This window comes from Longimicrobium sp. (assembly GCF_035474595.1).
In the GTDB taxonomy this organism is placed as follows: Bacteria; Gemmatimonadota; Gemmatimonadetes; order Longimicrobiales; family Longimicrobiaceae; genus Longimicrobium.
The window spans coordinates 19521-44645 of record NZ_DATIND010000009.1; the positions used below are offsets into that span (position 1 = coordinate 19521).

General features: G+C 72.4%; 20 protein-coding genes and 4 tRNA genes. 14 read left to right on the forward strand and 10 right to left on the reverse strand.

Annotation, left to right across the window (positions count from 1 at the left end):
* Positions 1–16: 16 nt before the first annotated feature.
* The 9 genes from VLK66_RS01680 to rlmN form a co-directional block, all read right to left on the reverse strand.
* Positions 17–1054 (reverse strand): radical SAM protein, encoded by a 1038-nt coding sequence (locus tag VLK66_RS01680; RefSeq protein ID WP_325307338.1) that lies wholly within the window; start codon positions 1052–1054, stop codon positions 17–19.
* 25 nt (positions 1055–1079) lie between these two features.
* A complete protein-coding gene (locus tag VLK66_RS01685; RefSeq protein WP_325307339.1) occupies positions 1080–1253 on the reverse strand; it encodes a hypothetical protein in 174 nt (57 codons plus the stop codon).
* An 853-nt stretch (positions 1254–2106) separates the two neighbouring features.
* The gene (locus VLK66_RS01690) at positions 2107–2517 is read right to left on the reverse strand and encodes a hypothetical protein (protein ID WP_325307341.1); all 411 of its coding nucleotides are present in this window, start codon (positions 2515–2517) and stop codon (positions 2107–2109) included.
* The gene (locus VLK66_RS01695) at positions 2514–3554 is read right to left on the reverse strand and encodes a tail fiber domain-containing protein (protein WP_325307343.1); all 1041 of its coding nucleotides are present in this window, start codon (positions 3552–3554) and stop codon (positions 2514–2516) included. The genes VLK66_RS01690 and VLK66_RS01695 overlap by 4 nt, the downstream gene beginning before the upstream one ends.
* 61 nt (positions 3555–3615) lie before the next feature.
* Complete coding sequence (locus VLK66_RS01700) at positions 3616–4674, reverse strand: tail fiber domain-containing protein (protein ID WP_325307345.1); 1059 nt, start codon at positions 4672–4674, stop codon at positions 3616–3618.
* Positions 4675–4733: 59 nt separating this feature from the next.
* Positions 4734–6503, reverse strand: coding sequence for a hypothetical protein (locus tag VLK66_RS01705; protein ID WP_325307347.1), 1770 nt, complete (start codon positions 6501–6503; stop codon positions 4734–4736).
* Between the two features lie 424 nt (positions 6504–6927).
* Positions 6928–7902: a hypothetical protein gene (locus VLK66_RS01710; protein WP_325307348.1), complete on the reverse strand. Its 975-nt coding sequence runs from the start codon at positions 7900–7902 to the stop codon at positions 6928–6930.
* Entirely contained in the window at positions 7899–8720 is an 822-nt protein-coding gene (locus VLK66_RS01715; RefSeq protein ID WP_325307350.1) for a formyltransferase family protein, read from the reverse strand. Before VLK66_RS01715 ends, VLK66_RS01710 begins: the two co-directional genes overlap by 4 nt.
* Positions 8721–8890: 170 nt before the next feature.
* Complete coding sequence (gene rlmN, locus VLK66_RS01720; protein WP_325307352.1) at positions 8891–9982, reverse strand: 23S rRNA (adenine(2503)-C(2))-methyltransferase RlmN; 1092 nt, start codon at positions 9980–9982, stop codon at positions 8891–8893.
* Positions 9983–10246: 264 nt separating this feature from the next.
* Between rlmN and VLK66_RS01725 the strand changes: the two genes are divergently transcribed.
* From VLK66_RS01725 to VLK66_RS01770, 10 genes are all read left to right on the forward strand, one after another.
* Positions 10247–10705, forward strand: coding sequence for a PTS sugar transporter subunit IIA (locus VLK66_RS01725; protein ID WP_325307354.1), 459 nt, complete (start codon positions 10247–10249; stop codon positions 10703–10705).
* A complete protein-coding gene (locus VLK66_RS01730; protein ID WP_325307356.1) occupies positions 10702–11100 on the forward strand; it encodes a VanZ family protein in 399 nt (132 codons plus the stop codon). The genes VLK66_RS01725 and VLK66_RS01730 overlap by 4 nt, the downstream gene beginning before the upstream one ends.
* Complete coding sequence (gene aspS, locus VLK66_RS01735) at positions 11097–13022, forward strand: aspartate--tRNA ligase (RefSeq protein ID WP_325307357.1); 1926 nt, start codon at positions 11097–11099, stop codon at positions 13020–13022. The genes VLK66_RS01730 and aspS overlap by 4 nt, the downstream gene beginning before the upstream one ends.
* A gap of 423 nt (positions 13023–13445) precedes the next feature.
* Complete coding sequence (locus VLK66_RS01740; RefSeq protein ID WP_325307358.1) at positions 13446–14432, forward strand: PhoH family protein; 987 nt, start codon at positions 13446–13448, stop codon at positions 14430–14432.
* A complete protein-coding gene (locus VLK66_RS01745; RefSeq protein ID WP_325307359.1) occupies positions 14432–16723 on the forward strand; it encodes an HDIG domain-containing metalloprotein in 2292 nt (763 codons plus the stop codon). Before VLK66_RS01740 ends, VLK66_RS01745 begins: the two co-directional genes overlap by 1 nt.
* Before the next feature lie 463 nt (positions 16724–17186).
* The gene (gene ybeY / locus VLK66_RS01750; protein WP_325307360.1) at positions 17187–17636 is read left to right on the forward strand and encodes an rRNA maturation RNase YbeY; all 450 of its coding nucleotides are present in this window, start codon (positions 17187–17189) and stop codon (positions 17634–17636) included.
* Positions 17637–17764: 128 nt separating this feature from the next.
* Positions 17765–19138, forward strand: coding sequence for a magnesium transporter (gene mgtE / locus VLK66_RS01755; RefSeq protein WP_325307362.1), 1374 nt, complete (start codon positions 17765–17767; stop codon positions 19136–19138).
* A 103-nt stretch (positions 19139–19241) separates the two neighbouring features.
* The gene (locus VLK66_RS01760) at positions 19242–19739 is read left to right on the forward strand and encodes a hypothetical protein (protein WP_325307364.1); all 498 of its coding nucleotides are present in this window, start codon (positions 19242–19244) and stop codon (positions 19737–19739) included.
* Between the two features lie 218 nt (positions 19740–19957).
* Entirely contained in the window at positions 19958–21631 is a 1674-nt protein-coding gene (recN, locus tag VLK66_RS01765) for a DNA repair protein RecN (protein ID WP_325307366.1), read from the forward strand.
* Between the two features lie 191 nt (positions 21632–21822).
* On the forward strand, positions 21823–22077 hold the full coding sequence (locus VLK66_RS01770; protein ID WP_325307368.1) for a hypothetical protein: 255 nt from the start codon (positions 21823–21825) through the stop codon (positions 22075–22077).
* A gap of 562 nt (positions 22078–22639) precedes the next feature.
* Here VLK66_RS01770 and VLK66_RS01775 read toward each other — a convergent pair.
* Positions 22640–24382, reverse strand: a complete 1743-nt coding sequence (locus tag VLK66_RS01775) for a hypothetical protein (RefSeq protein WP_325307371.1) — start codon at positions 24380–24382, stop codon at positions 22640–22642.
* 186 nt (positions 24383–24568) lie between these two features.
* Here VLK66_RS01775 and VLK66_RS01780 point away from each other — a divergent pair.
* The 4 genes from VLK66_RS01780 (at position 24569) to VLK66_RS01795 (ending at position 25073) form a co-directional block, all read left to right on the forward strand.
* Positions 24569–24641: transfer RNA gene (locus VLK66_RS01780), tRNA-Gly, on the forward strand.
* A 31-nt stretch (positions 24642–24672) separates the two neighbouring features.
* Positions 24673–24743 (forward strand) — tRNA-Cys (locus VLK66_RS01785).
* Between the two features lie 93 nt (positions 24744–24836).
* Positions 24837–24909, forward strand: a tRNA-Glu gene (locus VLK66_RS01790).
* A gap of 90 nt (positions 24910–24999) precedes the next feature.
* A tRNA-Val gene (locus VLK66_RS01795) sits at positions 25000–25073 on the forward strand.
* Positions 25074–25125: the final 52 nt, after the last annotated feature.

Consider the following 25125-nt stretch of genomic DNA (forward strand, 5'->3'; position numbering starts at 1 on the left):
CTCGGATCAAGCGGGGTTATGGGACGCGCCCGGCGTAGGTGAGCGCGACGAGGCGTCGCGGCGCCGCGGGGCCGTGGGGCCCGGCCGCACCGTGCCATGGACTGCCTGGGAACTCGCGGATCCACTCCATCTTCCCCAGCGCCCGCGCGCAGCGGATGCAGGGAAAGCGGTCCAGCTCGCCGCCGCCGGCCGCCAGCCGCGCGCTCGCCTGCCGCAGCGCCGCCAGCCGCCCGGTGTACCGCTCCCACGCCGCGGTGAACGAGCCGCGGGTCAGGTCGGCCACCACGTCGGCCTCGTTGTCGCCGTACTCCGAAAGCTGGCAGCACAGCGACAGCCGCCCGCGCGCGTCCACGTAGACGCGGCGGTGCTCGAAGGTGTCGCAGGCGGGCTCGGGGCCGTCGAAGGGCGCGCCGTAGTCAAGGTACACCCCGGTGCGGCGTCCCTCGGTGCCCAGCGCCAGGATCTCGTCCCGCGCGCCGTACCACTCGCGCGGGGCCAGGTCGCTGTCGCGCCCGGCGCTCCCGGGAACCGGCTGCGCCAGCGCGAAGTGCAGGCTCACCGCCCCCAGCGCCTCGGCCAGGTCGGCCGCCTGCCGCAGCTGGTGCCGGTCGCGGCGGTCCACCACGAACCCCAGCGAGGTGGGGACCTGCCGGCTGGTGAGCAGCGCCACCGCCAGCAGCACGCGCCGGAACGAGCCGCGCCCGCGCTCGGCGTCGTGCACCGCCTCGTCCGCGCCCGACAGCGAGAGCCGCACGGCTGTGGGAGGATGGCGGTCCAGCCCCGGCATCAGCCGGCGCATGTGCCACCCGTTGGTCACGAAGCGGTAGCTCACCCCGCGCTCGTGCAGCGAGGCGATGATGCGCTCCCACTGCGGGTGGATGGTGGGCTCGCCGCCGGTCATGCTCACGCCCACCTCGCCGAACAGGGCCCGGGCCTCGTCCACGGTGCGGGCGATGAGGCCGGGGTCCAGGTTGCGAACCGTGGTCACGTCGTCGCGGATGCAGTGCGGACAACGCAGGTTGCAGTGTTCGGTGATGGCGAAGCCGAGAAGCATGCGGGTGTTTGCCTTGCGCTGAATTTCAGGGAACGACGGTGCTGCCGCCGCCGCCGGGGCCGCCGCCGCCGGGAATGGCGGGGCCGGTGGCCAGCGTGAGCTCGGTCAGGCGCGGCAGGTCGGCCACCGCGGGGGCGATCCAGGGACGGCGTGCGGCGGGCGGAGCCGCCCGTGCCGCGGACGATGGACGTGTGCCCATGTCGGTCCTCCGGTAGGAGAGGAAAACAGGCCGAGGCGGGGCGGCCAGGGCCGTCCGCTCGGGCGGGAACTCGGTGGAAACTCGTTCAAGCGCCGCGAGACTGCCGCGGCAGCGGCTGCCGGCCCCGAACGGGCGGCGGTAGTGCTCGGGTCGCGCCGGAGGTCTGGCGCGTGATTGAAGCTTCGGCGTGGGCGCGGCTCCGGCCCTCACGGGAACGCACGGCGGGAATCATCCCGGCCGGCGCCGCTGGGAAAATGATAGCCGCCCCTGCCGGAGGGCGCAACGACATTGGAGTTTCGGACGTGAACAGCTGGCGATGAGGCCACCCTGTGTTTCCCGAAAAGAGCCCGCTCTCGCCCGGTGGCCGCCAGGCCGCCGTCCAGCGCCCCGAGCGAGGACTGCTCCATCGCCACGGAGCAGAGCCGACAAATCGCCGACCTCCCGCTTCCAATCAGACATTCGTAGGGAGAAAACCGTCACATCGGACTCCTCCCCGCCGGCTTCCGGAGTCGCTGCACATCGATGTCTCGCGACTTCAAAGCGTCGGAAACGGATGGGGAGGAGACTCCTCTCACCACGACGGGTTGCGTACCGCCCGGCAACGGGGAGAACGGAGTAGATAGGCCGGACCGTCCAGAATGGGACAGCCGTGTCCCACCTGCTGAATCTCCCGCAGCTCGCCCGAAGCGGAGATGCCTCACCAGGCATCGGAGACGGGGGGACGAAAGCGACCGTCGCTCCCGAGGCTCCGTTCCTCGGCGCGCGCGGGATCGCGTCTCGCCATGAAACGAGCAACCCGGCCGCGTCGTGCGGCCGGGCTGCTGTCCGGGACGGGTTGGCGTGATCCGGAGCGTTACTGGGGACCGCCTCGTGCGCGCTTGCAGGCGGCCTCGAGAACCGGCCGCACCTGCGCATCGCCGGCCTTCGCCTTCTGCATGCAGCTGGCGTAGCTCTCCATCGACCCGAGCCGCTGGTTGTAGTCCTTCGCCAGCGCGATGGAGTCGTCGCGCGCGATGCGGATCGAGTCTTCCACCGTCATCGGGGCCGCCGGGGCGGGGGCCGCGGCCGGCTGGGCCGGGTCCGAGCCCGCGTCCACCGGTGCCGGGCTCGCCGCCGCCGCGGGCGGGGCCTGCGCATCGTCGTCCTCGTCGCCGTTGCCGCGGCAGGCGCCCAGGAGCGCGCCGGCCAGCAGTGGCAGAACGGCCAGCCGCCGCGCGCCGCGAAGAGCGGGCGCGGCGGCCGCCAGGGTGTGCCCGAGCCTCAATGCCGCTGCTCCTGCAGGCGGCGGACGGCGGCCTCGAGGTCGTCCAGGCGCTGGCGGGTGGCGTTCAGCTCGGAGCGCAGCTGCGCCACCTCGGCGGTGCGCGCCTGCAGCTCGGCGGTGCGGGTCTCCAGCGCCTTGATGGCCGCCAGGTTCACGCCGTCGAAGTCGCTCATGTTGATGGTGTGGTCGTCGCTCGTGAACCCGAAGGCGCGGTGCCAGTCCTGCGCCATGGGCCCGATGTGGAAGGTCGAGCGGTCGGCCTCGTCGCGGTAGCGCCAGGTAGTCACCGGCAGGAGCCGCAGCCGCGCCAGGATGTCCTCGCCGTCGACCGAAAGGAAGTCGTTCTTCCGGTTGCGGTCCGAGATCACCGCCCACGAGCTGCCGCCGGCCGACACCTGCACGCCCGTGGTCATGGTGGCGTTGCTGAACAGGCGGATGCCGCCCGCCGCGCGCACCGTGAACTGGTTGTTCGCGCTGGCCTGCGTGCTGTCGGTGGTGGACCCGTCGGAGAACACGATGGCGCCGGCGTGGCCGTTGGTGGACGCGCGCTGCCCGATGGCCACCGAGTAGTCGGCGTCGGCGGTGGTGCGGTAGCCGAGGGCCACCGCGCCGGTGCCGTCGGCGTTGGCGGTGTAGCCCAGCGCGTTGCTGTAGCTGCCCAGCGCCGTGCTCTGGTACCCCATGGCGAACGAAGCGAGGCCCAGGGCGATGGTGTTGTAGCCGCCCGCCCAGGTGTAGTAGCCCGTGTTGGGGTCGTCCCACTGCGTGCCCGCCGAGCCGATCGAGCCCGCGCGGAAAGCCGCCTTGTTGGGGTGCCACATCAGCCGCTCGCCCGCACCGGTGAACGGAATGATCCCGACCCCCAGCACGCCCTTGGCCACGAAGCCGCTGGCGCTGTCCACCCGGAAGCGGTCGCCCAGCGGCGAGCCGGAGCGCAGGCGCAGGAGGATGTCGGACTGCGCGGACGCGCTCGCCGGTGCGAGCACGGCGCCCACGAGGGCAGAGGCCAGGAGGGCCACTCCGATCTTCGCTTTCATATGCACACTCGTCCGGTGCGGGGAATGCGCGGCACCCCGGGGGTGCCGCGGCGGGAAAGTCCTACCGCGGAGCGTGCGCGGCCTGCTCCAGCTGCCGCAGCCGCTCCTCGAAGCGCGCGTTCTGCTCGCGCAGCGCGGCCAGGTCGGCGCGCAGCGAGGCGTTCTCGGCCTGGAGCGCCTTCACCTGCTGGCCCTGCGCCGCGGTGCGGCGCTCCAGCGCCTGCACGCCGGCCAGGTTCACGCCGTCCAGGTCGCTCATGTTGATGGTGCGGTCGTCGGCGGTGAAGCCGAAGGCGCGGTGCCAGTCCTGCGCCATGGGCCCGATGTGCAGGGTGGAGCGGTCGGCCTCTTCGCGGTAGCGCCAGGTGGTCACCGGCACGCCGCGCAGCCGCAGGAGCAGGTCCTCGCCGTTGATCGCGCGGAAGCCTTCCTTGCGGTTCACGTCCGAGATCACGTTCCACGAGCTGCCGCCGGCGTTCAGCGACACGCCCGTGGTCTTGGTGGCGTTGGTGTACAGCCGCACGCCGCCGGCCGCGCGCAGCGAGAACTGGTTGGCCGCGCTGGCCAGCACGCTGTCGGTGCTCGACTGGTCGGAGAGCACGATGGCGCCGTTGAAGCCGTTGGTGCTGGCGCGCTGCCCGATGGCCACCGAGTAGTTGCCGTTGGCGGTGCTCAGGTAGCCGAGCGCCACCGCGCCCACGCCGTCGGAGCGTGCGCTGTATCCCAGCCCCACGCCGTACGACTGCAGCGCCCACGAGCCGTAGCCGGCGGCGATCGAGTAGTTGCCCTGGGCGATGGTGTTGAAGCCCGAGGCCAGCGAGTAGAATCCGAAGCTGCCGTCGTCCCACTGGGTGCCGTCCACGCCGCCGGTGCGGAACCCGGCCTTGAACGGGTGCCACATGGTGCGGTCGCCCGCGCCGGTGAACGGGATGATGCCGATGCCGATGAAGCCCTTGGCCACGAAGCCGCTGGCGCTGTCCACGCGGAAGCGGTCGCCCAGCGGCGAGCCGGAGCGCAGGCGCAGGAGGATGTCGGACTGTGCGGCGGCCGGCGTGGCCTGGACCGCCGCGAGAAGGACGGCGCCGAGGGCCGCCATGCGAAGCTGGGTGAACGTCTTCATGGTCGCTGCGAGGGGAATGGGGGAGGCGCGCGGGCGGCGGGGCCCGCGCGCCGAAAGGTTCAGTTGGAGTCCGCCTGCAGGCGGAAGCCCGACACCGTCAGCCGTCCGGCATCCACCTGGATGGCGGCGCGCGCGTTCACGTTGCCGGTGAGCGAGTAGGTGCCCGTGACCCGCAGGGTGGGCACCTTCCCCTGCACCGTGCGCGCGACGCCGGACAGGAACAGCCGCCCCGAGGTGTTCGTGATCCCGCCGGTAAGCCCCGCGGTCACGTTGGCGCTGGCGTTCATGTCGAAGGCGTTCAGCGCGATCAGGGCCCCGTCCTCCACCGTCACGCCGCCGATCTGCACGTTGGCCGCGAGCGACGGGTCCAGCGGCGCGGCCACCGGGATCACCACCGAGTCCAGCGACATGGGCACCGCGGCCGGGCTCCAGTTGTTGTTGGTGAACCAGTCGGTGGTCCCCGCGCCGGCCGTCCAGGTGCGCGTGACGCCCGCCACGTCGATGAGCTGCGTGCCCGTCAGGCGGCGGCCCACGGCGCTCAGCGTGCTGCTGCCGTAGCCGGTGTAGGTGACCACCTGGTTGGCGCTCCCCGACACCAGCGCGGCCGCGGCGCCCAGGGTGGCCGGCGGGCCCAACTCGGTCAGGTGCACCGTGTCGGCCTGCGCGGTCTTCACGTTGCCGTAGCGGTCCATCGCCTTCACCGTCACGGTGAAGGGCACGTTGGTGGCCGGGCGCCCCGGGGTGCCTCCGCGGAAGTACGCGGCGCAGGCGTCCACGGTCTCGCTCGGGCGCAGGATCATGAGCCCGGCGTACGCCCCCGGCGTCACGATGGTGCGGGTGGGCGACGCCGCGGTGCCGGCGATGCGCAGGCCGCAGATCTGCCGCTGCCCGGGGTAGTCGGGAACCGCCGCGTCCATCACCGGGCTCCCGTTCAGCACCGTGACCGTGGTGGCCCCCAGCGACGTGGCGCGGTCGCGCAGGCGGCGCACGGCGGCCGTGTCCTGGCCCTCCTCGATGCTCTCGGTCATCCGCGTCTCGGTGTCCTCGACGATCACCGCCTGGAACGAGAGCGTGAACACGTCGTTCGCGGCCACGGACTGCAGCGGAACGCGGAACGCCACCGTGAGCAGCCCGTCCCACTGGTTGGGGTCGGCGGCGGCCGACGGGAGGGTGCGGTTGGCGTTCGTGTTCTTGTTGCGGACCACGAAGCCGTACGGGAAGATGCTGGTGACCCCGGCGGGCGGGGCGATGGCGGCCACCTCGGCCTCGGTGAACGCCTGCAGCACGTCGGGATACGGCGCCAGCATGGTCACGAAGTCGGTCCCCAGCGCCACCGCGCCCGAGGGCGCGATGAACGGCGCGATGGTGGGGTCGGCGTTGGTGTTGTCGAACTTGCGCAGCACCGACACGGGGGTGCCGGCGATGGTTCCCGTGGTGCTGGCCATGATGAGGGTGAGGTTGTTCAGCGGCGCGGCGGTGCCGTTGCGCACCCGGAAAGTCGATACCAGGTAGCGCTGGCCGCCGCCGGTGCGGCTGCCGTCCGAGAACGAGCCCGTGTTCACCGACTCGAGGCCCACCCCCGAGGCCACCGGGTTCAGCGACGCCGAGATCGCGCCGGTTTCGCCCGGAAGGCGCATGGGCGTGGCCGTGGAGGTCATCTGGTCGGTGCCGATGCCGGTGATGGTGATCTCGTACACCCCCAGCACGCGCGGCGTCTTGGGGCCGCCCGTGTCGGGAGGAGTGGTGCCCGTGAGCGTGCGGTCCTGCGTGCAGGCCGCCGCGGCGAACGCCACCAGGACGAACGCGGCACGGATCGAGGCGAAGCGCATGGGGTTTACCATCGGTTGCGGGTGTGCTCTCCGAGCACCACGAGCGACAGCGCAGAAGCGCCGGTCAGAAGGAGAGAGGCGAGAACCAGAGGCGGGCGGCAGCGGCGTACGCTACCGCCCGCTGAAGCAGCGCGTCAGGGGCCGACCGGAACGCTTACGGTCAGCGTGACCAGCGTGAGGCCACCCAGGTCCTCGACCGAGGGCCGCACGAACGGCTTGCGAGCCTGCGCCGGGGCGCGCTGTACGACGGGTGCATGGGCGTGCTGTTCGGGCATCTCAGCTCACAACGAAGGAAGTGAATACTGTACTGCGCGAACGGAGTCCAACGGGCGGGGCACAAGTCCAACTCCAACATTAGGAACAGATTGGGCCGCGGTCAAGCTCGGGTGCACCTGCGGGCGCCCCTTTGCGACTTCGCACGACGTCAGGAGACGCCGAACACCGGGGAAAGCGCCATCTGCAACGTTTTCACGTTGCAGTAGCTGTCGCGGCCGAGCCGCAGGTCGAACGCCGGGAGGCGTGCGGCGGCCTGGAGCAGGCCCAGCAGCGGACCCGCCGCGCCGGCGTCGGCGAGCAGCCAGGGCGTGTGCCGCAGGAGTTGGGCCAGCGCGGCGGCCGGGTGCAGCGGCTCGACCGCCGTGGGCAGATCCGCCTCGACCCGCGGGAAGATGAGCCCGGCCAGCGGGGCGGTGCGGCGCCACCGCCCCGGGCCGAACCCCTCCGGGTCCACCCGCGAGCGGACGCCGGCCGAGCTTCCCGCCGCGTATCCGTGGTCCAGGTTGAAGCGGCGCGGCCACCCCTCGGCGCGGAGGGCGCCGCCGGGGGCGTGCTGCAGCACCACGTGGTCGTCGGAGAGCCAGTCCCACCCGGCGCGGATGAGGTTCACGCAGGTGGTGGTCTTGCCGCTGAAGCTCCCGCCGGCCAGCAGCCAGGCGCCGCCTCCCCGGGCGACCACCGCGGCGCCGTGCACCAGCGGGCGGCCCAGGCGCCCCAGCAGGAGCGCCGCAGCGATGGTCAGCGCGGAGGAAACCTCCACGATCGCCGGTGCCTCGCCGCGGGCATCGATGTGGAGGGTGGCGCGGCCGGCGGCGAGCTCCACGCGCCCCCCGATTCGCCCCTCCGCCCCGGCGATCACGACTTCGCCGTCCAGCACCCATCCCCCCACCCCCCACATCTCCATGTTGGGCTCGCCGCCGGGGCGGGCCACCTCCGGCTCTCCGGCCTCCACGCGGATCAGCGCGGCGGCGGAGGCGGCGGAGACGAGCGGGCGGTCCAGCCGCGGCATCCACGGCTCCGCCAGCTCGCGCAGGCCGGGATCGGCGACGATGGCGAGCGAGCCGTCTTCCAGCAGCGCCTGGGCCGCGGCGGGCGGAGCGTCGGGGGGGAGCGTGGCCGTCATCGGGCTGGGGTGCCGGCGGGATGGAGATCGGTGGGCCCCGGCGCGAGGGCATCCGGAGCGAGGGAAAGGTCGCCGGGGTCGCAGCGCGCGGCCCACCGGTCGAAGACGATCTTCGGCGCGCCCGCGGCGGCGGCCGCTTCGGCGGCGGCGAGCGCGGCGGGGTCGGTCACCGCGCGGCAGAGCGGGTGCCGCTCGTGCTGGGGCGTTCCCGCGGGGAGGGGCCCCGCCGCCGCGGCCGCCGCGATCTCCGCCGCCATCTCCACCCACAGCGCGCCGGCCGCGCGGCGGAGGTCGCCCAGCGTCTCGCCGCCCGCGAGGCGGACCAGGCGGCGGGAGATGATGGGCCCGGTGTCGATCCCCGCATCCACCCGGTGCGCGGTGCAGCCGGGCGGCACCGCGCGGAGGACGGAGTTCTCCACCGGGCCGTTCCCGCGGATCCACGGGAGGAGCGCGGGATGGACGTTCACCGTTCCTTCACGCGGAACCGCGAGGATCTCGTCGCCCACCACGCCGCAGCCGGCGAGGAGGAGGACGTCGGGCGCCAGGGAGCGGAGGTCGCGGACCATCCGCGCCCCGTTCAGCGGTCCGGTGACGGAAACCGTCGCGGCCCCCCGGAGCTCTCGCGCCGCGCGCCACGCCCGCAGCCGGCGGCGCGCCCACCGCAGCGCGCGGCGGATCGCGCCGGGTGCGCCCGTGCGCGCGGGCCCGTCCACGTAGACGAGCACGGCCGCGGGGCGGGCGCCGCGCGCGTCCAGCCGCGCCAGCATGCGCGCGACCTGCACGCCGCCGCGCGTGACGACCACGACCCGGCGCTTCATCGACATCTCGATCCAGGGGAGCGGAGAAGCCGGGACATGGGGATCGCGCGCGGGATCAAAGGGTGGGGGGCGGGTGCGCGGAATCTGGAAATGGCCGCGGACGACGTCAACCGCGGCAGGCGGCGGGAGCGGGAGACGCGAAGCGCCGCCCGTCCACGCCCGCGGCGGCGTCAGATGGAGCCCATCTGCACCGGCTTGCGGCCCTCGGTGGCCTCGGCGCGGAGCTGGCCGCAGGCGGCGGCGATGTCACGGCCGCGGCTCTCGCGCACGGCGGCGGGAATGCCGCGCGCCTCCAGCACGTCGACGAACTCGGTCAGCCGCGCGCGCTTCGACGGCTGCCAGTCGGTCCCCGGGATGGGGTTGAAGGGGATCAGGTTCACGAACGCGTTGAACTCGCCGATGACGCCGGCCAGCTCCTCGGCCAGGCCGGGAAGGTCGGTGACGCCGTCGATCATCACGTACTCGAAGGTGATCCGCTTCCCCCCCGCCTCGTCGAACTTGCGCAGCGCGTCGAGCAGGACCGGGAGCGGATACTTCTTCTCCAGGGGGATCAGCTTCTGGCGCAGCTCGTGGTTGGGCGCGTGGAGGCTGACGGCCAGCCGGTACTGCTCCGGCATCTCCGCCATCTGCAGGATGCCGGGGACCACGCCCACGGTGGAGACGGTGATGCGGCGCGCGCCCACTCCGTAGCCGCGGTTCAGGATGGCCAGCGTGGGAAAGAGCGACTTCGGGTTCATGAGCGGCTCGCCCATCCCCATGAACACGATGTTGCTGATCTCGCCGTAGCCGTTCTCGCGCGCCCAGCGGCGGGCGCCGCGGTACTGGCTCACGATCTCGCCCGCGCCGAGCTGGCGGCGGTACCCGGCCCACCCGGTGGCGCAGAACGAGCACGCCATGGCACACCCCGCCTGCGACGAGATGCAGAGCGTCAGCCGCGAAGGGGTGGGGATGAGGACCGATTCGATCAGCTCGCCGTCCTTCAGCCGCCACAGGTGCTTGGCGGTGCCGTCCACCGAGCGCGAGAGCTTGGCCACGGCGGGCGAGGAGAGCTCGAACTTCTCCTTCAGCGCCTCGCGCTCGGCCGCGGGAAGGTCCGTCATCTCGTCGAAGCCGGACGCCAGCCGCTCGTACAGCCACTTCGCGACCTGCCCGGCCCGGTATTTGGCCTGGCCGCGCTCGGCGAAGTGCTGCTTCAGCATGGCCTCGGCGTCTTCGGGAAGAAGGCCGGCGAGGTCGGGCTTGATCGTGGCGGTGACGGTCATCGACGAAAGAAGTCCTAAGTCCTGAGTCCCAAGTCCCAAGTGATGCCGGCCGAGTGCCGCGAGACAAATCTATCACAGGCGAACGCACTCACGCACTTCCGCACTCACGCACTTCGTTTCCCCTGATTCCCCGCGGGGGCGAAACGGTTCCGGGCGTGCTTGATGCGGCACCGGGCGGGCGTTAGGTTTGCAAGGTCCGCACCGGCCACGCTCCCAGGCGTGGCCGGACCGTTTCCGGCATCCACCACGCCGCCGAACCGAAGAGTGCTGCTGACGGAGCTGCTGACCCCCGAGCGCGTGAAGGTGCCCCTTGCCGCACGGACCAAGGACGCCGTGCTGGAGGAGCTGGTGGGGGTGCTGGCGGCCGCGGGCGTGGTGGCCGACCCGGCCGCGGTGCTCCGCGCCGTGCACAGGCGCGAGGACGAGCTGACCACCGCGATCGGCGGCGGCGTGGCCATTCCCCACGGGAAGGTCGACGGCGTGGGCGAGCTGGTGGTGGCCGCCGGCGTGGCATCGGCGCCGATCGACTTCGCGGCGCTGGACGGGCAGCCGGTGCGCCTCTTCTTCCTGCTCGTCGGCCCCGAGAGCGCCGCGGGGGCGCACGTGAAGGCGCTGTCGCGCATCTCCCGGCTGGTGCGGCGCGACGACCTGCGCGAGCGGCTGAACGCGGCGGCCACGGCGGACGAGTTCATGGCCGTGGTGGCCGAGTCGGAGAGCGCGTGAAACGCATCGCCGCGCGCTGGCTTCCCGCGGCCCTGTGGGCCGCGCTGATCTTCTTCCTCTCGTCCCGGCAGACGCTGCCCGAGCCGCCGGGGCCGCTGGGGTGGGACAAGCTGCAGCACGCGCTGGGGTACGCCGCGGGCGGCTTCCTGCTCGCGCGGGCGGCGGGGGTGCGCGGGCGGGGGATGTGGATCGCCATCGCCCTGGGCCTTCTGTACGGCGCGAGCGACGAGGTGCACCAGGTGTTCGTTCCCGGCCGCAACAGCGACGTGCACGACTGGCTCGCCGACGCCACGGGCGTGCTGGCGGGCGTCTTCATCCAACGATTCTTCACTCTGCGGCGCGGCCGCGGCGGCAACGGCGCCGCGCACCGGACGGCGGAGGCTTCGGCGACATGAGCTTCGAGAACCCGACTTCGTACCGATCGTCCCTGGCCGGCTCGCTGCGCGCGGGCGACGCGGGAAACGCCGTGACGCTGGCCGGCTGGGTGCACCGCCGCCGCGACCTGGGCGGCCTGTGCTTCGTGGACCTGCGCGACCGAGAGGGGCTGGCGCAGGTGTCGTTCGACCCCGCGTGGACGCCGCCCGAGGTGCTGGAGGAGGCGCGCCGCCTGGGGCCCGAGGACGTGATCCAGGTGGAGGGGACCGTCTTCCCCCGCATCGCCGGGCAGCACAACGAGGACCTGCCCACGGGCGACGTGGAGGTGCGTGCGACGGGGCTGACGGTGCTGACGCGCGCCGAGCCGCTGCCGATCCAGGTGTTCTACGGCGCGAAGGACGAGCTTCCGTCGGAGGATCTCCGTCTCCGCTACCGCTCGCTGGACCTGCGGCGCCCGGAGCTGCAGCACGCCATCCGCATCCGCCACCAGGCGGCGGCGGCCGCGCGGCAGTTCCTGAACGCGCAGGGGTTCCTGGAGATCGAGACGCCGCTGCTGACCAAGCCCACGCCCGAGGGCGCGCGCGACTTCCTGGTCCCCAGCCGCAACTGGCCCGGCGAGTTCTACGCGCTGCCGCAGAGCCCGCAGCTGTACAAGCAGCTGCTGATGGTGAGCGGGTTCGACCGGTACTACCAGATCGCCCGCTGCCTCCGCGACGAGGACCTGCGCGCCGACCGCCAGCCCGAGTTCACGCAGATCGACATGGAGATGGCCTTCGCCGACGCGGAGGACGTGTTCCGCGTGGGCGAGGAGCTGATGGCGGCCGTCCTGCGCGAGGTGGGGGGGATCGAGATCCCCACGCCCTTCCCGCGGCTGACCTACGCCCAGGCGATGGCGCGCTACGGGAGCGACAAGCCCGACCTGCGCTTCGACCTGCCCATCGTGGACGTGACGGCTGTCTTGCAGGGGGCGGACTTCCGCCTCTTCCAGGCCACGCAGGGCACCGCGCAGCGCATCCGCGGGATCCGCGTGCCCGGCGGCGCGCGGCTGTCGCGCAAGGAGCTGGACGAGCTGCAGGAGGTGGCGAAGCGCGGGGGGGCGGCCGGCGCGCTGTGGGTGAAGCGCGGCGAGGACGGCCTCGGCGGCCAGTTCGCCAGGGCGCTGGACGACTCCGCGCGCGACGCGTTCTACTCTGCCGTGGGGATGGAGAGCGGCGACCTGTTCGTCGCGGTCGTCGGCGAGTTCCGCGTCGGTGACCCGGAGGCGGTGGGACCCGTCGTAGGTTCTACGGGCGGGAGCGCGCCGGTGGTGGAGGAGACGCACGAGGTGCGCGCGGGGCTGGAGCCGGCGCTGGACGAGCTGCGCCGCCACCTGGCCCGCAAGCTCGACCTGGTCGACACGACCAGGCAGGCGTGGCTGTGGGTGACGGAGTTCCCGCTCTTCGGGTGGGACGCGGACGCGAACCGGCTGGTGTCCGAGCACCATCCCTTCACCCGCCCGCACCCCGACGACATCCCGCTGATCCTGGAGGCGGCGCGGGAGGGGACGCCGTCGGCCGAGGCGGCGCGGGCTCTGTACCGGCGGCCGGTGCGGTCGCTGGCGTACGACGCGGTGTGGAACGGGATGGAGATGTCCAGCGGCTCGGTGCGCATCCACGAGCCGGAGCTGCAGGGGGCCATCTTCCGCACGCTGGGGATCGGGGCCGAGGAGGCGCAGACCAAGTTCGGCTTCCTGCTCGAGGCCTTCCGCTACGGCGCGCCGCCGCACGCGGGGGTGGCCTTCGGGTTCGACCGGCTGGTGATGCTGCTGGCCGGCGGGCAGAGCCTGCGCGACGTGATCGCGTTCCCCAAGACGGCCAGCGCGCGGGCGCTGTTCGAGAACGCGCCCACGCCGGTGGCCGACGAGCAGCTCCGCGAGGTGAACATTCGCAGCGCTGCGACGTAACAATTCCTGCGACTCCGGCGAAGCAACCGAAGCGGGCGGGGCACCGGCGCAGGGCCGGGCCTCGCCCCGTGGCTTTTGGCACGGTGCTGGCCTGAGGGCAGGGTAGAGGGGACAGGGGACAGGGAAGGGCGGAGGCGAGGGCTTCGGCGCGCCGGTCCGGCATCGCGCCCTCTCCGGCCGGCTCAGGCCGTCCACCTCTCCCGTACCGGGAGAGGTAGCTGGGCGGGCATTCCGGCACGCCGGAGCCATCTTCGTGAGCCATGCTCCGCAGGGCGCGTGGATGCTGAGGGAGCACCCCCTCGCCCGGAACGGGAGAGGGCGAGCGCTCCAAGGCGCGGGGAGAGGGCAGGTGCGGGCGCGCACCGCCGTAAGTCTCCCTGCTTTGTTGATTGGTGAATCGGCTAGAACGAGGACTTGAGATAGATGCCTGACCAGGCCGTGCAGCACCGGATTCCCGTGGAGGGCGCCGATCCGCTGGCGCTCAGCGGGGTGAACGACCAGAACCTGACGGAGCTCGGCCGCCTGGCCGGCCTCCGCGTTTTCCTGCGCGACGACCACCTCCTGCTCAGCGGGCCGCTGGAGGGGGTGGAGCGCGCCGTGCCCGTGGCGCAGCACATGATCGAGCTGGCGCGCCGCGGCGTGCCCGTGGGCACCGACGACGTCCACCGCCTGTTCGACACCGCCCGGCAGGACGGCGGCGGCGGGCTGGAGCGCCTGGCCGACGCCGGCCGCGTGGTCGTTCCCGGGCCCAAGAAGACCATCAGCGCCAAGAGCGAGGGGCAGGCGAAGTACCTCGCGGCCATCGAGGACAACGACATCGTGGTCGGCATCGGCCCCGCGGGGACGGGGAAGACGTATCTCGCCGTCGCCATGGCGGTGGACGCGCTGTTCAAGAAGCGGGTGAAGCGCATCATCCTGGCGCGTCCCGCGGTGGAGGCCGGCGAGAACCTGGGCTTCCTCCCGGGCGACCTGCAGGAGAAGATCGACCCCTATCTCCGCCCGCTGTACGACGCCCTGGAGGACATGATCCCCCACGACCGGCTGCGGAGAGCGATGGAGAGCCGGGCGATCGAGATCGCCCCGCTGGCCTACATGCGCGGGCGCACGCTGCAGGACGCGTTCGTGATCCTGGACGAGGCGCAGAACGCCACCAACGCGCAGATGAAGATGTTCCTCACGCGCCTGGGGCTGAACAGCAAGGCGGTGATCACGGGCGACAAGACGCAGATCGACCTGCCGCGCCGCGAGGACAGCGGGCTGCTGGAGATCGAGCAGGTGCTGAAGGGGATCCCCGGGATCGCGTTCGCCTACATGAAGGGCACCGACGTGATCCGGCACCGGCTGGTGAAGGAGATCATCAAGGCGTACGCGGCCCACAGCGGCCACGAGCCGGAGGCCGGCGAGGCCTGATGCCCACCGGCGAACGGCCGCCCGTAGACCGCCGCGCGGTGCCGCGCGACCCGGGGGAGCCCCACCACCCCCGGCGCCGCCGCACGCGCCTGCTGCACCACGCCACCCGCGCCGCCATCTTCCTGGCCGCGGCGGCCGCCATCTACCTGCTCTTTCCCTCGGGCGCCTCGCCGGGGCCCGTGGTCCTCGAGCGCGGCGTGGTCGCCCCGGCCGACGTCATCGCCCGCATCCCCTTCCAGATCCCCAAGACCGAGGAAGAGCTGCGCCACGAGCAGGACGAGGCGGCGCGCGGCGTTCCCCCCGTGTACGACTACGCGGCGCAGGCGGCGGACAGTCTGGCCGGCGCGATCCGCGGCTTCTTCGCGGCCGCGGCGCAGGCGGCGGCGCTGCCGGTTCCCGAGCGCGACGCGGCGGTGCGGGCGGTGCTCGCGCGCAGCGGGGTGCCCACCACGCTGGGGGGGATCGAGGTGCTCTCCGACTCGGCGCGGCGGACGGCGCTGCAGGTGGCGACGGAGCGGGCGGTGCGCGAGCAGCTTCCGCGCGGGATCGCGGCGGGGTCGCCGGGGCGGAGCGGGATCAGCGCGGTGCGGGTGCGCGGGATCGCCGGCGGCGAGCGGCTGCTGCCGGCCGACTCGCTGGTGACGGCGGACGAGTTCTTCCGCGCCGCGCAGACCTATCTCCCCGCCGACGCGGGGGCGGACGCGGCGGAATTGCAGCGGCTGCTGCTGGTGCGCTGGTTCCAGCCGTCGCTGGCGGTGAACCAGGGGGCCACCGAGGCGGCGCGGGCGCGGGCGCGCTCGGCGGTGGACCGGGTGAAGTCGCGCGTGCTGGCGGGGGAGAAGATCGTGGGCGCGCGCGAGCAGGTGGGCGAGCGCGAGGAGGAGCGGCTGCGCGCCTACCAGGCCGCGCTCTCGGCGAGCGGCGGCGGCGAGCGGGCGCGGCCCACGCCGGCGCGCGCGGCGGGATCCATCCTCTACAACCTGCTGCTGCTCTCCATCGTGGCGCTGCTGCTGCGCTACTCGCGCCTGCACCTGTACCGCGACCTGCGCTCCGTCGCCTTCGTGGCCCTGCTGGTGGTGGTCGTGGCCGCGCTGGCGGCGACGATCGCGCGGCTGGACCTGCCGCCGGAGCTCATCCCCGTCCCCTTCGCGGCGATGCTGATCGCGGTGCTGTGGGGCGGGCGGCTGGCGCTTCCCGTGGCCCTGGTGCTGGCGCTGCTGCTGGGCGGGCAGGCGCCGTTCCTGGGGGTGGCGGTGCCCTTCACGGCGGCGATCGGCGGCGCGGCGGCGGCGTTCGGGGTGCGCGTGGCCCAGCGCCGGGTGCAGACCTGGATCGTGGTGGGGATGATCGCCACGGCGTTCGCGGCGGCCGCGCTCTCCGTCGGCCTGCTGCGGGGGTGGACGCTGCACGAGATCGGCTGGTCGGCGCTCTGGGGCGCGGTGAACGCGACCGGCTCGTCGCTGCTGGCCGTGGGCTTCCTTCCCGTGGCCGAGTGGTTCACGCGGGTGACCACCAACCAGACGCTGCAGGAGCTGGCCGACCCCAAGCACCCGCTGCTGCAGCGGCTGCAGATGGAGGCGCCGGGGACGTACGCGCACACCATCTCCGTCGCGAACCTGGCCGAGGCGGTGTGCACGGCGATCGGCGCCAACGCGCTGCTGGCCCGCGTGGGCGTGTACTACCACGACATCGGCAAGGTGGTGAAGCCGCAGTACTTCATCGAGAACCAGCCGCGCGGCCGCAACCCGCACGACAAGCTGAAGCCGGCGATGAGCGCGGCCATCGTGCGCAGCCACGTGGTGGAGGGGATGAAGCTGGCCGAGCAGCACAAGCTGCCGGACGCGGTGAAGGCGTTCATCGCGCAGCACCACGGGACGCAGCCGATCTCCTTCTTCCTCCAGCAGGCGAAGGAGAGCGACCCCAACTGCCGTGTGGAGGCGCGCGACTTCGCGTACGGGGGCCCCAAGCCGCAGACGCGCGAGACGGCGGTGGTGATGATCGCCGACTCGGTGGAGAGCGCCGCGCGGGCGATGCAGGACCCGTCGCCCGAGCGGATCCGCGAGCTGGTGGAGCGGATCGTGAACGCCAAGATCGCGGCCGGGCAGCTGGACCAGAGCCCGCTGACGCTGAAGGAGATCGCGACGGCGAAGGAGGTGCTCGCCCGCGCGCTCGGCAGCATGTACCACCACCGCGTGGACTACCCCGCGGAGAAGAACGGCGGCGGCGATTCCGCTCCGCCCGCGCCGCCGGCTCCGTCCGCCGCGAGCGAGCCCGCCGCATCCGCGCGGTGAGCGGAGCCACGTCGGGTCTGCCCGGGTGCTTCCCGCATCGGTGCATGCCGGACCGTTCTCAACTGCGTCATCGGATGAGCGCGGTGCATGCCGAACCATCGTCCGTGGCCGTGGCCGCCGCGGCGACATTGGAGATTCGAGCGCATCGCGACCGCGAGCGTGAGCTAGGGATGCCGTTGCGAGATCGACACGTCGGAAATTTCCGACATGTCGAATCGGATCGCCGGGAGGGGGCGACTCCACTCCCGGGGCAGCGATCACGTCGGAGAGCACCAGCGCCGTGCCAGGACGACCACTCTCCTGATGACGCAGTTGGCGATCTTGCGGTCTCCTCGGAACCCGGGTTCGCGCGAAAAAGTGGTCGCGCGGTGTGATCGTCGCGACGGATCGGCTGGAAATCACCCCCGGGAGTGACCCGGAACTCCCGGGCGGGAAACTTCCGCGACTGCTGTACGGATACGCGATGAACGAGATCGAGGTGGAGGTCAGCGTCGGGGAAGGGGTGACGCCGCCGGTGCAGCCGGAGCGCGTGGGGGCCGCCGTGCGTCACGTGCTGGCCGCAGAAGGCCTCGCGGCGGCGGAGATCTCGGTCGCGCTGGTGGGGGACGAGGAGATCGCGACGCTGAACCAGGACTACCTGCAGCACGAGGGGCCCACGGACGTCATCTCCTTCGCGCTGCACGAGGATGGCGATCCGCCGCTGGGCGATGTCTACGTCGGCGTGGACCAGGCGGTGCGGCAGGCGGCCGAGTTCGGCGCCACTCCGGCGGAGGAGGTGCTGCGGCTGGCCATCCACGGCACGCTCCACGTCCTCGGCTACGACCATCCGATCGATGCGGGGCGCACGGAGAGCGAGATGTTCGCGCGCCAGGAGGAGCTGCTGCGCGCGTTCCTCGACGGGGCGAGGGAGTAGGCGGGCGCATCTTCATCCCCGCGATCCGATTGCATCCATCGAAGGCGAGACGTAGGGTTGTCTCGCCTTCAGCCGTAAAGGCCCGGCCGATCTCCATCTCCATCCATCTCCCGTTCCCGTAGACCCCGATGGCGGACGCACAGGACGAGCGCGCGGCGCTGGAGCCGATCCGCGCGCTCCTTGAGCGCGGCGACGAGGCCCGCGCGCACGAGCTGCTGACGGCGCTGCACCCCAGCGACCTGGCGGACCTGCTGGAGGGGCTGGACGACGACGAGCGGATGCGCGTGCTCGTGTCGCTGGCCGACCGGCCGGCGCTGGCGGCCGAGGCGCTGGCCGAGATGGAGCCCGACGAGCACCCCGAGGACTCGCTGGCCGCGCTCGGCAGCGAGCAGATGGCCGACATCATCGCCGAGCTGGCCGACGACGACGCGGCCGACATCATCGGCGACATGGACCCGGACGACCAGGTCCGCGCGCTGGCCGCGCTCCCCCGCGCCGAGGCCGGCGAGATCCGGGAGCTGATGGGGTACGACGAGGAGTCGGCGGGCGGCATCATGACCACCGAGCTGGTGGCGGTGCCCAACTCGCTGACCGCGGCGCAGACCATCGACGAGGTGCGGCGGCAGGCGCAGGAGGTGTCGGAGATCTACGTGGTCTTCGTGGTGGACCGCACCGGGCTGCTCGAAGGCTATCTTCCGCTCCAGACGCTGGTTACCGCGCCGCCCGACGCGCCCGTCGACGAGCTGGTGCTCCCGCCCGTGGCCACGGTCCTCCCCGACATCGATCAGGGCGAGGTGGCGCGTATCCTCTCGCGCTACAACCTCTCCGTCGTGCCGGTGGTGGACGAGCGGGGGCGGCTGCTGGGCGGCGTTACGTTCGACGACGTGATCGACGTGGTGGAGGCCGAGGCCACGCGCGACATCCTGGCGCTCGGCGGCACGTCGGAAGATGAGGAGCTGCGCGGCGGCTGGTGGGGCGCGGTGCGCACGCGCTTTCCCTGGCTGCTGCTGAACCTGGGGACGGCGTTCCTGGCCGCGGCCGTCTACACGCCGTTCCGCAACACGCTGGAGAAGCTGCCGCTGATCGCCGCGTGGACCACGATCGTGGCCGGGATGGGCGGCAACGGGGCCTCGCAGGCGCTCGCGGTCACCGTGCGGCGCCTGGCGCTGCAGGGCGCCGCCGCGGGCGGGCGGCGGGGGATCGTGAGCAAGGAGCTGCTGGTGGGCCTGGCGAACGGGCTGGGCAACGGGATCGTCGCCGGCACCATCGCCGCGCTGTTCGCCACGTACTGGATGCACGCCGGCCCCATGCTGGGCGTGGTAGTGATGGCGGCGATGTGGGGAAACCTGGTGATCGCGGGTGTTGCCGGCGGCCTCGTCCCCCTCGTGCTGGAGCGGATGGGCGTCGACCCGGCGATCAGCTCGTCCGTGGTGGTGACGACGTTCACCGACATGGGCGGCTTCTTCCTTACGCTGTACCTGGCGACGGTGATGCTGCTGTGACGGCGGGGCGGGCCTCCAGATCCAAACCAACTTCAACTTTGCGATGACGACCGGCGCGACGGACTTTCGCGATCTCTCATTCCGCGAGCTCACGAGCGGCGGCATGGCGGTGGACCTGCCGCTGCGCTTCCGCGTGCCCGCCGGCTTCGTCGCGGTCGAGAGTGGCGCGGCACGGACGTGGTGGATGAGCGACGAGGATCGTGTGGCGGTGGAGGCGGACGACTCGCTCGCGCCGCGCGATGGCTTCTTCTCGGTGACGCTGAGCATGAACGTGGGGTACGACCGCGCCCGCGATCTGTTCTTCGGCGGCGGCGCGGGCGATGGCGACGAGACCACGATGGCGGCGGATTTCGCGAGAGCGGGCGCCGAGGACGTCTCCGTGGAGCGGTATGACGTGAGCGGCATCCCCACCCTGTTCGTCGAAGGCCGGCAGGGCGAGCGCCGCATCGCGATGTGCTACCTCGCCACGCTCATCGACACGAACGTGGTCTTCATCTTCTACTCGCACCCCACGCCGTTCCGCGACATCGATGGTCGGCGCTGGATGGAGATGAAGCAACGAATTCTATCATCCGGCCAGGTTGTCCGCGTGACGCGCTGACGAACCGGCGACGTGGGCAGGGTGCAGCCCCGCCGCGCTGATGGCGTCTAGGTATGGACGGCCTAAGCCGGCCGGAGAGGGCGAGATGCCGGGGTTCCTCGCCAAAATCTCCCGATCGCCACAACACCGCCACCTTCGCCACTTTCGCGCGGTCGTCCTCACCCCCTATCGTTTCCGAATCCTTCCAAATCTCCGTAATCTTCGGTATACTTTCGCCCATGCTGTCCGAGCTGCGCATCCGCAACTTCGCGCTGATCGATCGGCTCTCCGTCCGCCTCGGCCCGGGCCTGAACGTGCTCACGGGCGAGACCGGGGCGGGGAAGTCGATCATCGTGGGCGCCCTTTCGCTGCTGCTGGGCGAGCGGGCGTCCAGCGAGGTCGTGCGCAGCGGCGAGGACCGCGCGTCCATCGAGGGCGTGTTCGAGGTGGACGGGCGCGAGGACCTGGCGCGGCTCCTGGACGAGCGCGGGATCGACGCCGACGACGGCGTGATCGTGCTGAAGCGCGAGGTGGCCGCCGAGGGGCGCAGCCGCGCGTGGGTGAACGGCTCGCCGGCGACGGCGTCGCTGCTGGGCGAGATCGGGCGGATGCTGGTGGACCTGCACGGCCAGCACGAGCACCAGACGCTGCTGCGCCGCGACGAGCAGCGCGCCATTCTCGACGCGTACGCAGGCACCGGCGACCTGGTCGCCCGCGTCCGCGCGGCGCACGGCGCGCTGGCGGACCTGCGGCGCGAGGTGGCCGACCTGGAGCGCCGCCGCCGCGAGGCGCTGCAGCGCGCCGACTTCCTGCGCTTCCAGGCCGACGAGATCGAGAAGGCGGCGCTGAAGCCGGGCGAGGAAGACGCGCTGGAAGACGAGGCGCGCCGCCTGTCGCACTCCGAGGAGCTCACCTCGCTCTCCGCGCAGCTCTACGACGCCGTCACCGGCTCCGACCGCTCCATCCTGGGCGAGCTGGGGCACCTGAGCCGCGCGGTCGACCACCTGATCCGCATCGACCCGGCGCAGGAGGGGGTGCGCGAGCTGTACGACACCGCGTACTACACCCTCCAGGAGCTGGGCGAGCGGATGGAGCGCTACGCGCAGACGGTGGAGCACGACCCGCGGCGGCTGGACGAGATCCGCCGCCGGCAGGACGTGATCTTCCGCCTGCGCACCAAGTACGGCGGCACGGTCGACGAGGTGCTGCAGATCGGCGCGGCGGCGCGGCAGGAGCTGGACCTGGCCGACGGCGCCGACTTCGAGCTGGGCGCGCTGCAGAAGCGGATGGGCCACGCCGCCGACGAGCTGGCGCGCCTGGCCGCCGAGCTGACGGAGCGGCGCACGGAAGCCGCCGCGCGGCTGGCGGAGGAGGTGAGCGCCGTCCTCCCCGATCTGGGGATGACGGGCGGGCGCTTCGAGGTCGCGCGCCTCCCGCTGGCCGAGCCGTCGGCCTTCGGCGCGGAGGAGATCGAGTTCCGCGTCTCGCTGAACCGCGGCTTCGAGCCGCGCGCGCTCTCGTTCGTGGCCTCGGGCGGCGAGATGTCGCGCATCATGCTGGCGCTGAAGACCATCCTGGCGCGGCTCGACGCCATCCCCACGCTGGTGTTCGACGAGGTGGACGCGGGGATCGGCGGGCGCGTGGCGCTGCAGGTGGGCGACAAGATGCGCGAGGTGGCGGCCGGCCATCAGGTCTTCGCCATCACCCACCTCCCGCAGATCGCGTCGCGCGCCACCACGCACCTGCTGGTCAGCAAGCATGAGCGCGACGGCCGCACCGCCACCGAGGTGGCCATGCTGGAGGACCACGGCCGCGTCCGCGAGATCGCCCGGATGCTGGGCGGCGACCCGGAGAGCGCCGTGTCGCTGGAGCACGCGCGCGAGCTGCTGGAGCGCGGCGTCGCCGTCAGCTGACATCGCGATCCGTGTCGGGAACCGGCATGGCCGCCCTCTTCCGCCGGAGGAGGGCGGCCGCGTTTCGTCGCACGCGGGTGGTCGTTCCGACGAGCATCCGCAAACACTTGCGGACGGGCGGACGAACGTTTACGGTAGGCGGCAGCGGAGGCCCCTCCAGCCTCCGGCAGGTCCCTCACGTGGGGGTTCGCATGCGCTTCACCGGCATCCTCGCCGCCGCCGTCCTCGCCCTTCCCCTCGTCCTTGCCTGCGGGCCGAACGCGCCCGCCACCGACCAGGCACCCGTCGTAACCGCGTTCCAGGAGGGCACCAGCCCGGGAGCGCAGGCCCGCCACGCGCAGGAGCAGAAGGCGCGCGCCGACCTGGAGCAGTGCCGCAAGCTCCGCGAGCAGGGCGTCTACGCCCGCGAGCGCCGGTTCCCGTGCGAGGGCTTCCTCGGCGAGTAAGTACCGAAGTGCGTGAGTGCGGAAGTGCGGGAGTGCGTGGGTCCCACGAGAATCCGACGCACTTTCGCACTCACGCACTTCCGCACTGCTTTTCCTGGGCGTGTTGGGCGCTGAGGCGCCCAAACGGGCTGCGCGCGCGGTAGGGCACGATACGACTGTGCCCAACCGCGCCGGGCCCCCGCCGCGCCTCGACTCGATGCGAATCCGCCGCATCCGTGCGCGCGCGGCGGTGTCCCGGCCCTCCGGGCGCGCATCCCTCACGCAATCGTGACGATTCGCCGCTGATTTGGGGCTCGGCATCGCGGGGCCCTCACCCGAAAAAACGAGCAGGGGCGAGACAAAACTGCCGTCTCGCCCCTGCTCGTTTTTTCGACCTCTCCCAAAACAACCTGGGAGAGGTAAACACACCGCAATCTCCCTCGCACCGGAAGTCCGCGAAGGCGGACTGCGTGCCGTTGTAGCCGCGAGTTCACTCGCATTTTCGCGAAAATACTCGCATTCTCGCGAATAGTCTTCCTCCGCGCGAGAGCTTTCTCCGTGTTGGCCGCCCTCTGGTTCCGCGTCACTCCGGCGGCGGCACGCTGGTCGGCGGCGGCGCGGGTGGCGGCGGCGGGACCGGGCGCGGCTGCGGCTGGGGGTGCGCCGGCCGCGTGGTCGGCTCCGCCGGCGGCGCGGAGGTCGGCGGCGCGGGCGGCGCGGCGGGCGGACGCACAGTGGGCTGCGGCTCGCCGGGCGCGGTGACGGCGGGGCGCTCGCCGGGCGGCGTGACCGCCGGCGGGGCCGTGGGCGGCGCGGGGAGCGCGCGGGCGCTGTCCGTGGCCGCCGAGTCCGCCCGCGGCCGGCGCGGGCGCCCGACCAGCTGGTACAGGATGCGCCCGCCCGCCTCGATCGTCCCCGAATGCGCCGCGAACCCGCTTCCCGCGAACGAGTTGCGGTAGAGGATCGAGAACTCCACCGGGAACGGCGTGCGCCCCTGCAGGTTCGCCTCGATGGTGCTGTAGCTGGCGCCCACCCCGAACGAGTGCGACGTCCACGCCGCCGTCTGCTCCACCGGCCCCAGCACCACATCGCCCAGCTCGTCGGACGCGGTGTAGGTCGTCGCGCCGCCGTGCTCGAACTGGTAGGCGGCGGCCACGCTCCACTCGCGCGTCAGCCGGTAGCGCGGCATCACCGCCGCGCGGATGCGCGAGCCGGGGTGGCTGCTCACGCTGCGGAACACCGCCGTGTCGCTGGGGAACGGCCGGTCCACCGTGAACGGGCGCCGCAGCACGCTGGCCGCGAACGTCTGCGTGTACCCGGCCGACGCCGTCACCCAGTACTTCCGCGCCAGGAAGAAGTCGTTGTACAGGTCCGCCGAGAACCCGAAGTGCCCGGCGTTCCGCGGGATCACCAGCAGGAACAGCGTGTCGGCGCGCGGTGCCGTGGGCAGGCGCACGCTCACCGCCAGCGTGGAGCGGATCCCCCTGCGGTCGGCGGAGTCGGCGAAGGGGTAGCCGCGGATCCCGTTCACCAGCTGGATGCGCGCGCCCACCTCCACGTCGCCCAGCTGGAACCCGGTGGCGGCCGATGCCTGCGTGAGCGCCGCCGTCTCCTCCTCGTTCAGCAGCGCGGCCAGCGGCGGGCTGGCCAGCAGGTCGTTCAGGTTGATCGGACGAGTGGGGAGCTTCAGCGTGTCGCCGGCCAGCGCCAGGGCGCGCCGCTGCAGCTCCACCGCCGCCGGCGTCCCCGTCACCGGGAGGAGCGCGCCGCCGCCCAGCGCGGCGTACGCGGGGTCGATCTTCGCCAGGATGGCGGCGTTGGTCGTGGCCTCGGTGTTGGGGCCCACGTCGCCGCCGCGCAGCAGGAGCGAGGTGACCGCCGTGCCGTTGCGCTCGAAGGGCACCGTCACCCCCACCATGATGCGCCGGGTGAGGCCGTACGAGAGCGTGAACGGCGCCCGCCGGAAGTCGCCCGCCAGCCGCGCCTGCACCGCGCCGCCGGTAATGGCCGCGGGGGTCACGGGGTTGGTCACCTGCGCCGCCGTGCCGGTGAAGAAGCTCGTGAGCCCGGTCTGCAGCGGGGGGAGGATGGGGTCCAGCAGGCGCTCGGCCAGCGGCTGCAGCTGGGTGGAGAAGAGCGCGCCCAGCGGCTCCTCGCCCCCGCCGCCGAAGCGCGAGTTGAACTGCGTGTAGATGCCCCCGCCGCGCAGCTCCACCCATCCGCGCGGGAGCACGCGCGCGTCCTCGATCACCTGGGCGCGGACGGGCGCGGGAAGGGCGGCGGCCAGGAGCAGGAACGCACCGGCGGCAGTGCGGAATCGCGTCATCAACGAATGCGGAAAGCGCGGAGGTGCGGGCCCGCCTGCGCGGGCGCGTGAGAGCGGGACGCTAGCGCGGCGCCGGGGCCGTGTCAACGCGGCGGAGCGCGGCTCACGGCTCGCTAATCCTGCGATCTGCGGGGCGCCGGGGGTTGACCGTGGTTGGGAGCGCGGATACATTTGGGGCTCTGAAACGCGGGCATAGCTCAGTTGGTAGAGCGCAACCTTGCCAAGGTTGAGGTCGCCGGTTCGAGCCCGGTTGCCCGCTCTGTAGCGCCCGCTGCCCTGCGCAGCATCCCGGCGCCGTAGCCAAGTGGTAAGGCAGAGGACTGCAAATCCTCCACCCCCGGTTCGAATCCGGGCGGCGCCTCTCGCCGGGAGTGCCCGAAGCGCCGGAAAAGGGCGGCCACGGGTTGACGGATCGAGCAAATGCCGGTAAATTTACCGGTTGTTGGAGTGCCACGCCCCGTTCGTCTAGTGGCCTAGGACAACGCCCTCTCACGGCGTAAACAGGGGTTCGATTCCCCTACGGGGTACTTGAGAGAACTGGGGGAAAAAGGGTCAGGGCCCCGCAGGCAGCAGCCCACCCCCTGGCGCGGGCGCGGTGCAAGCCGGCCCGCGATAACGGTCGATTAGCTCAGCTGGTTAGAGCGCTCGCCTCACATGCGAGAGGTCCGGGGTTCGAGTCCCTGATCGACCACTTCCACGAAGCCCCGCCGCGACACTTGTCGCGGCGGGGCTTTTCGCGTCCG

Excerpts from the sequence above, each read along its gene's own strand:
- VLK66_RS01710 (WP_325307348.1), bottom strand. The coding sequence starts at position 7,902 with ATGACGGCCACGCTCCCCCCCGACGCTCCGCCCGCCGCGGCCCAGGCG.
- VLK66_RS01695 (WP_325307343.1), bottom strand. The coding sequence starts at position 3,554 with ATGAAAGCGAAGATCGGAGTGGCCCTCCTGGCCTCTGCCCTCGTGGGC.
- mgtE (WP_325307362.1), top strand. The coding sequence starts at position 17,765 with ATGGCGGACGCACAGGACGAGCGCGCGGCGCTGGAGCCGATCCGCGCG.
- rlmN (WP_325307352.1), bottom strand. The coding sequence starts at position 9,982 with ATGACCGTCACCGCCACGATCAAGCCCGACCTCGCCGGCCTTCTTCCC.
- ybeY (WP_325307360.1), top strand. The coding sequence starts at position 17,187 with ATGAACGAGATCGAGGTGGAGGTCAGCGTCGGGGAAGGGGTGACGCCG.
- recN (WP_325307366.1), top strand. The coding sequence starts at position 19,958 with ATGCTGTCCGAGCTGCGCATCCGCAACTTCGCGCTGATCGATCGGCTC.
- VLK66_RS01680 (WP_325307338.1), bottom strand. The coding sequence starts at position 1,054 with ATGCTTCTCGGCTTCGCCATCACCGAACACTGCAACCTGCGTTGTCCG.
- aspS (WP_325307357.1), top strand. The coding sequence starts at position 11,097 with ATGAGCTTCGAGAACCCGACTTCGTACCGATCGTCCCTGGCCGGCTCG.
- VLK66_RS01775 (WP_325307371.1), bottom strand. The coding sequence starts at position 24,382 with ATGACGCGATTCCGCACTGCCGCCGGTGCGTTCCTGCTCCTGGCCGCC.
- VLK66_RS01770 (WP_325307368.1), top strand. The coding sequence starts at position 21,823 with ATGCGCTTCACCGGCATCCTCGCCGCCGCCGTCCTCGCCCTTCCCCTC.
- VLK66_RS01745 (WP_325307359.1), top strand. The coding sequence starts at position 14,432 with ATGCCCACCGGCGAACGGCCGCCCGTAGACCGCCGCGCGGTGCCGCGC.
- VLK66_RS01705 (WP_325307347.1), bottom strand. The coding sequence starts at position 6,503 with ATGCGCTTCGCCTCGATCCGTGCCGCGTTCGTCCTGGTGGCGTTCGCC.
- VLK66_RS01740 (WP_325307358.1), top strand. The coding sequence starts at position 13,446 with ATGCCTGACCAGGCCGTGCAGCACCGGATTCCCGTGGAGGGCGCCGAT.
- VLK66_RS01700 (WP_325307345.1), bottom strand. The coding sequence starts at position 4,674 with ATGAAGACGTTCACCCAGCTTCGCATGGCGGCCCTCGGCGCCGTCCTT.
- VLK66_RS01685 (WP_325307339.1), bottom strand. The coding sequence starts at position 1,253 with ATGGGCACACGTCCATCGTCCGCGGCACGGGCGGCTCCGCCCGCCGCA.
- VLK66_RS01715 (WP_325307350.1), bottom strand. The coding sequence starts at position 8,720 with ATGAAGCGCCGGGTCGTGGTCGTCACGCGCGGCGGCGTGCAGGTCGCG.
- VLK66_RS01760 (WP_325307364.1), top strand. The coding sequence starts at position 19,242 with ATGGCGGTGGACCTGCCGCTGCGCTTCCGCGTGCCCGCCGGCTTCGTC.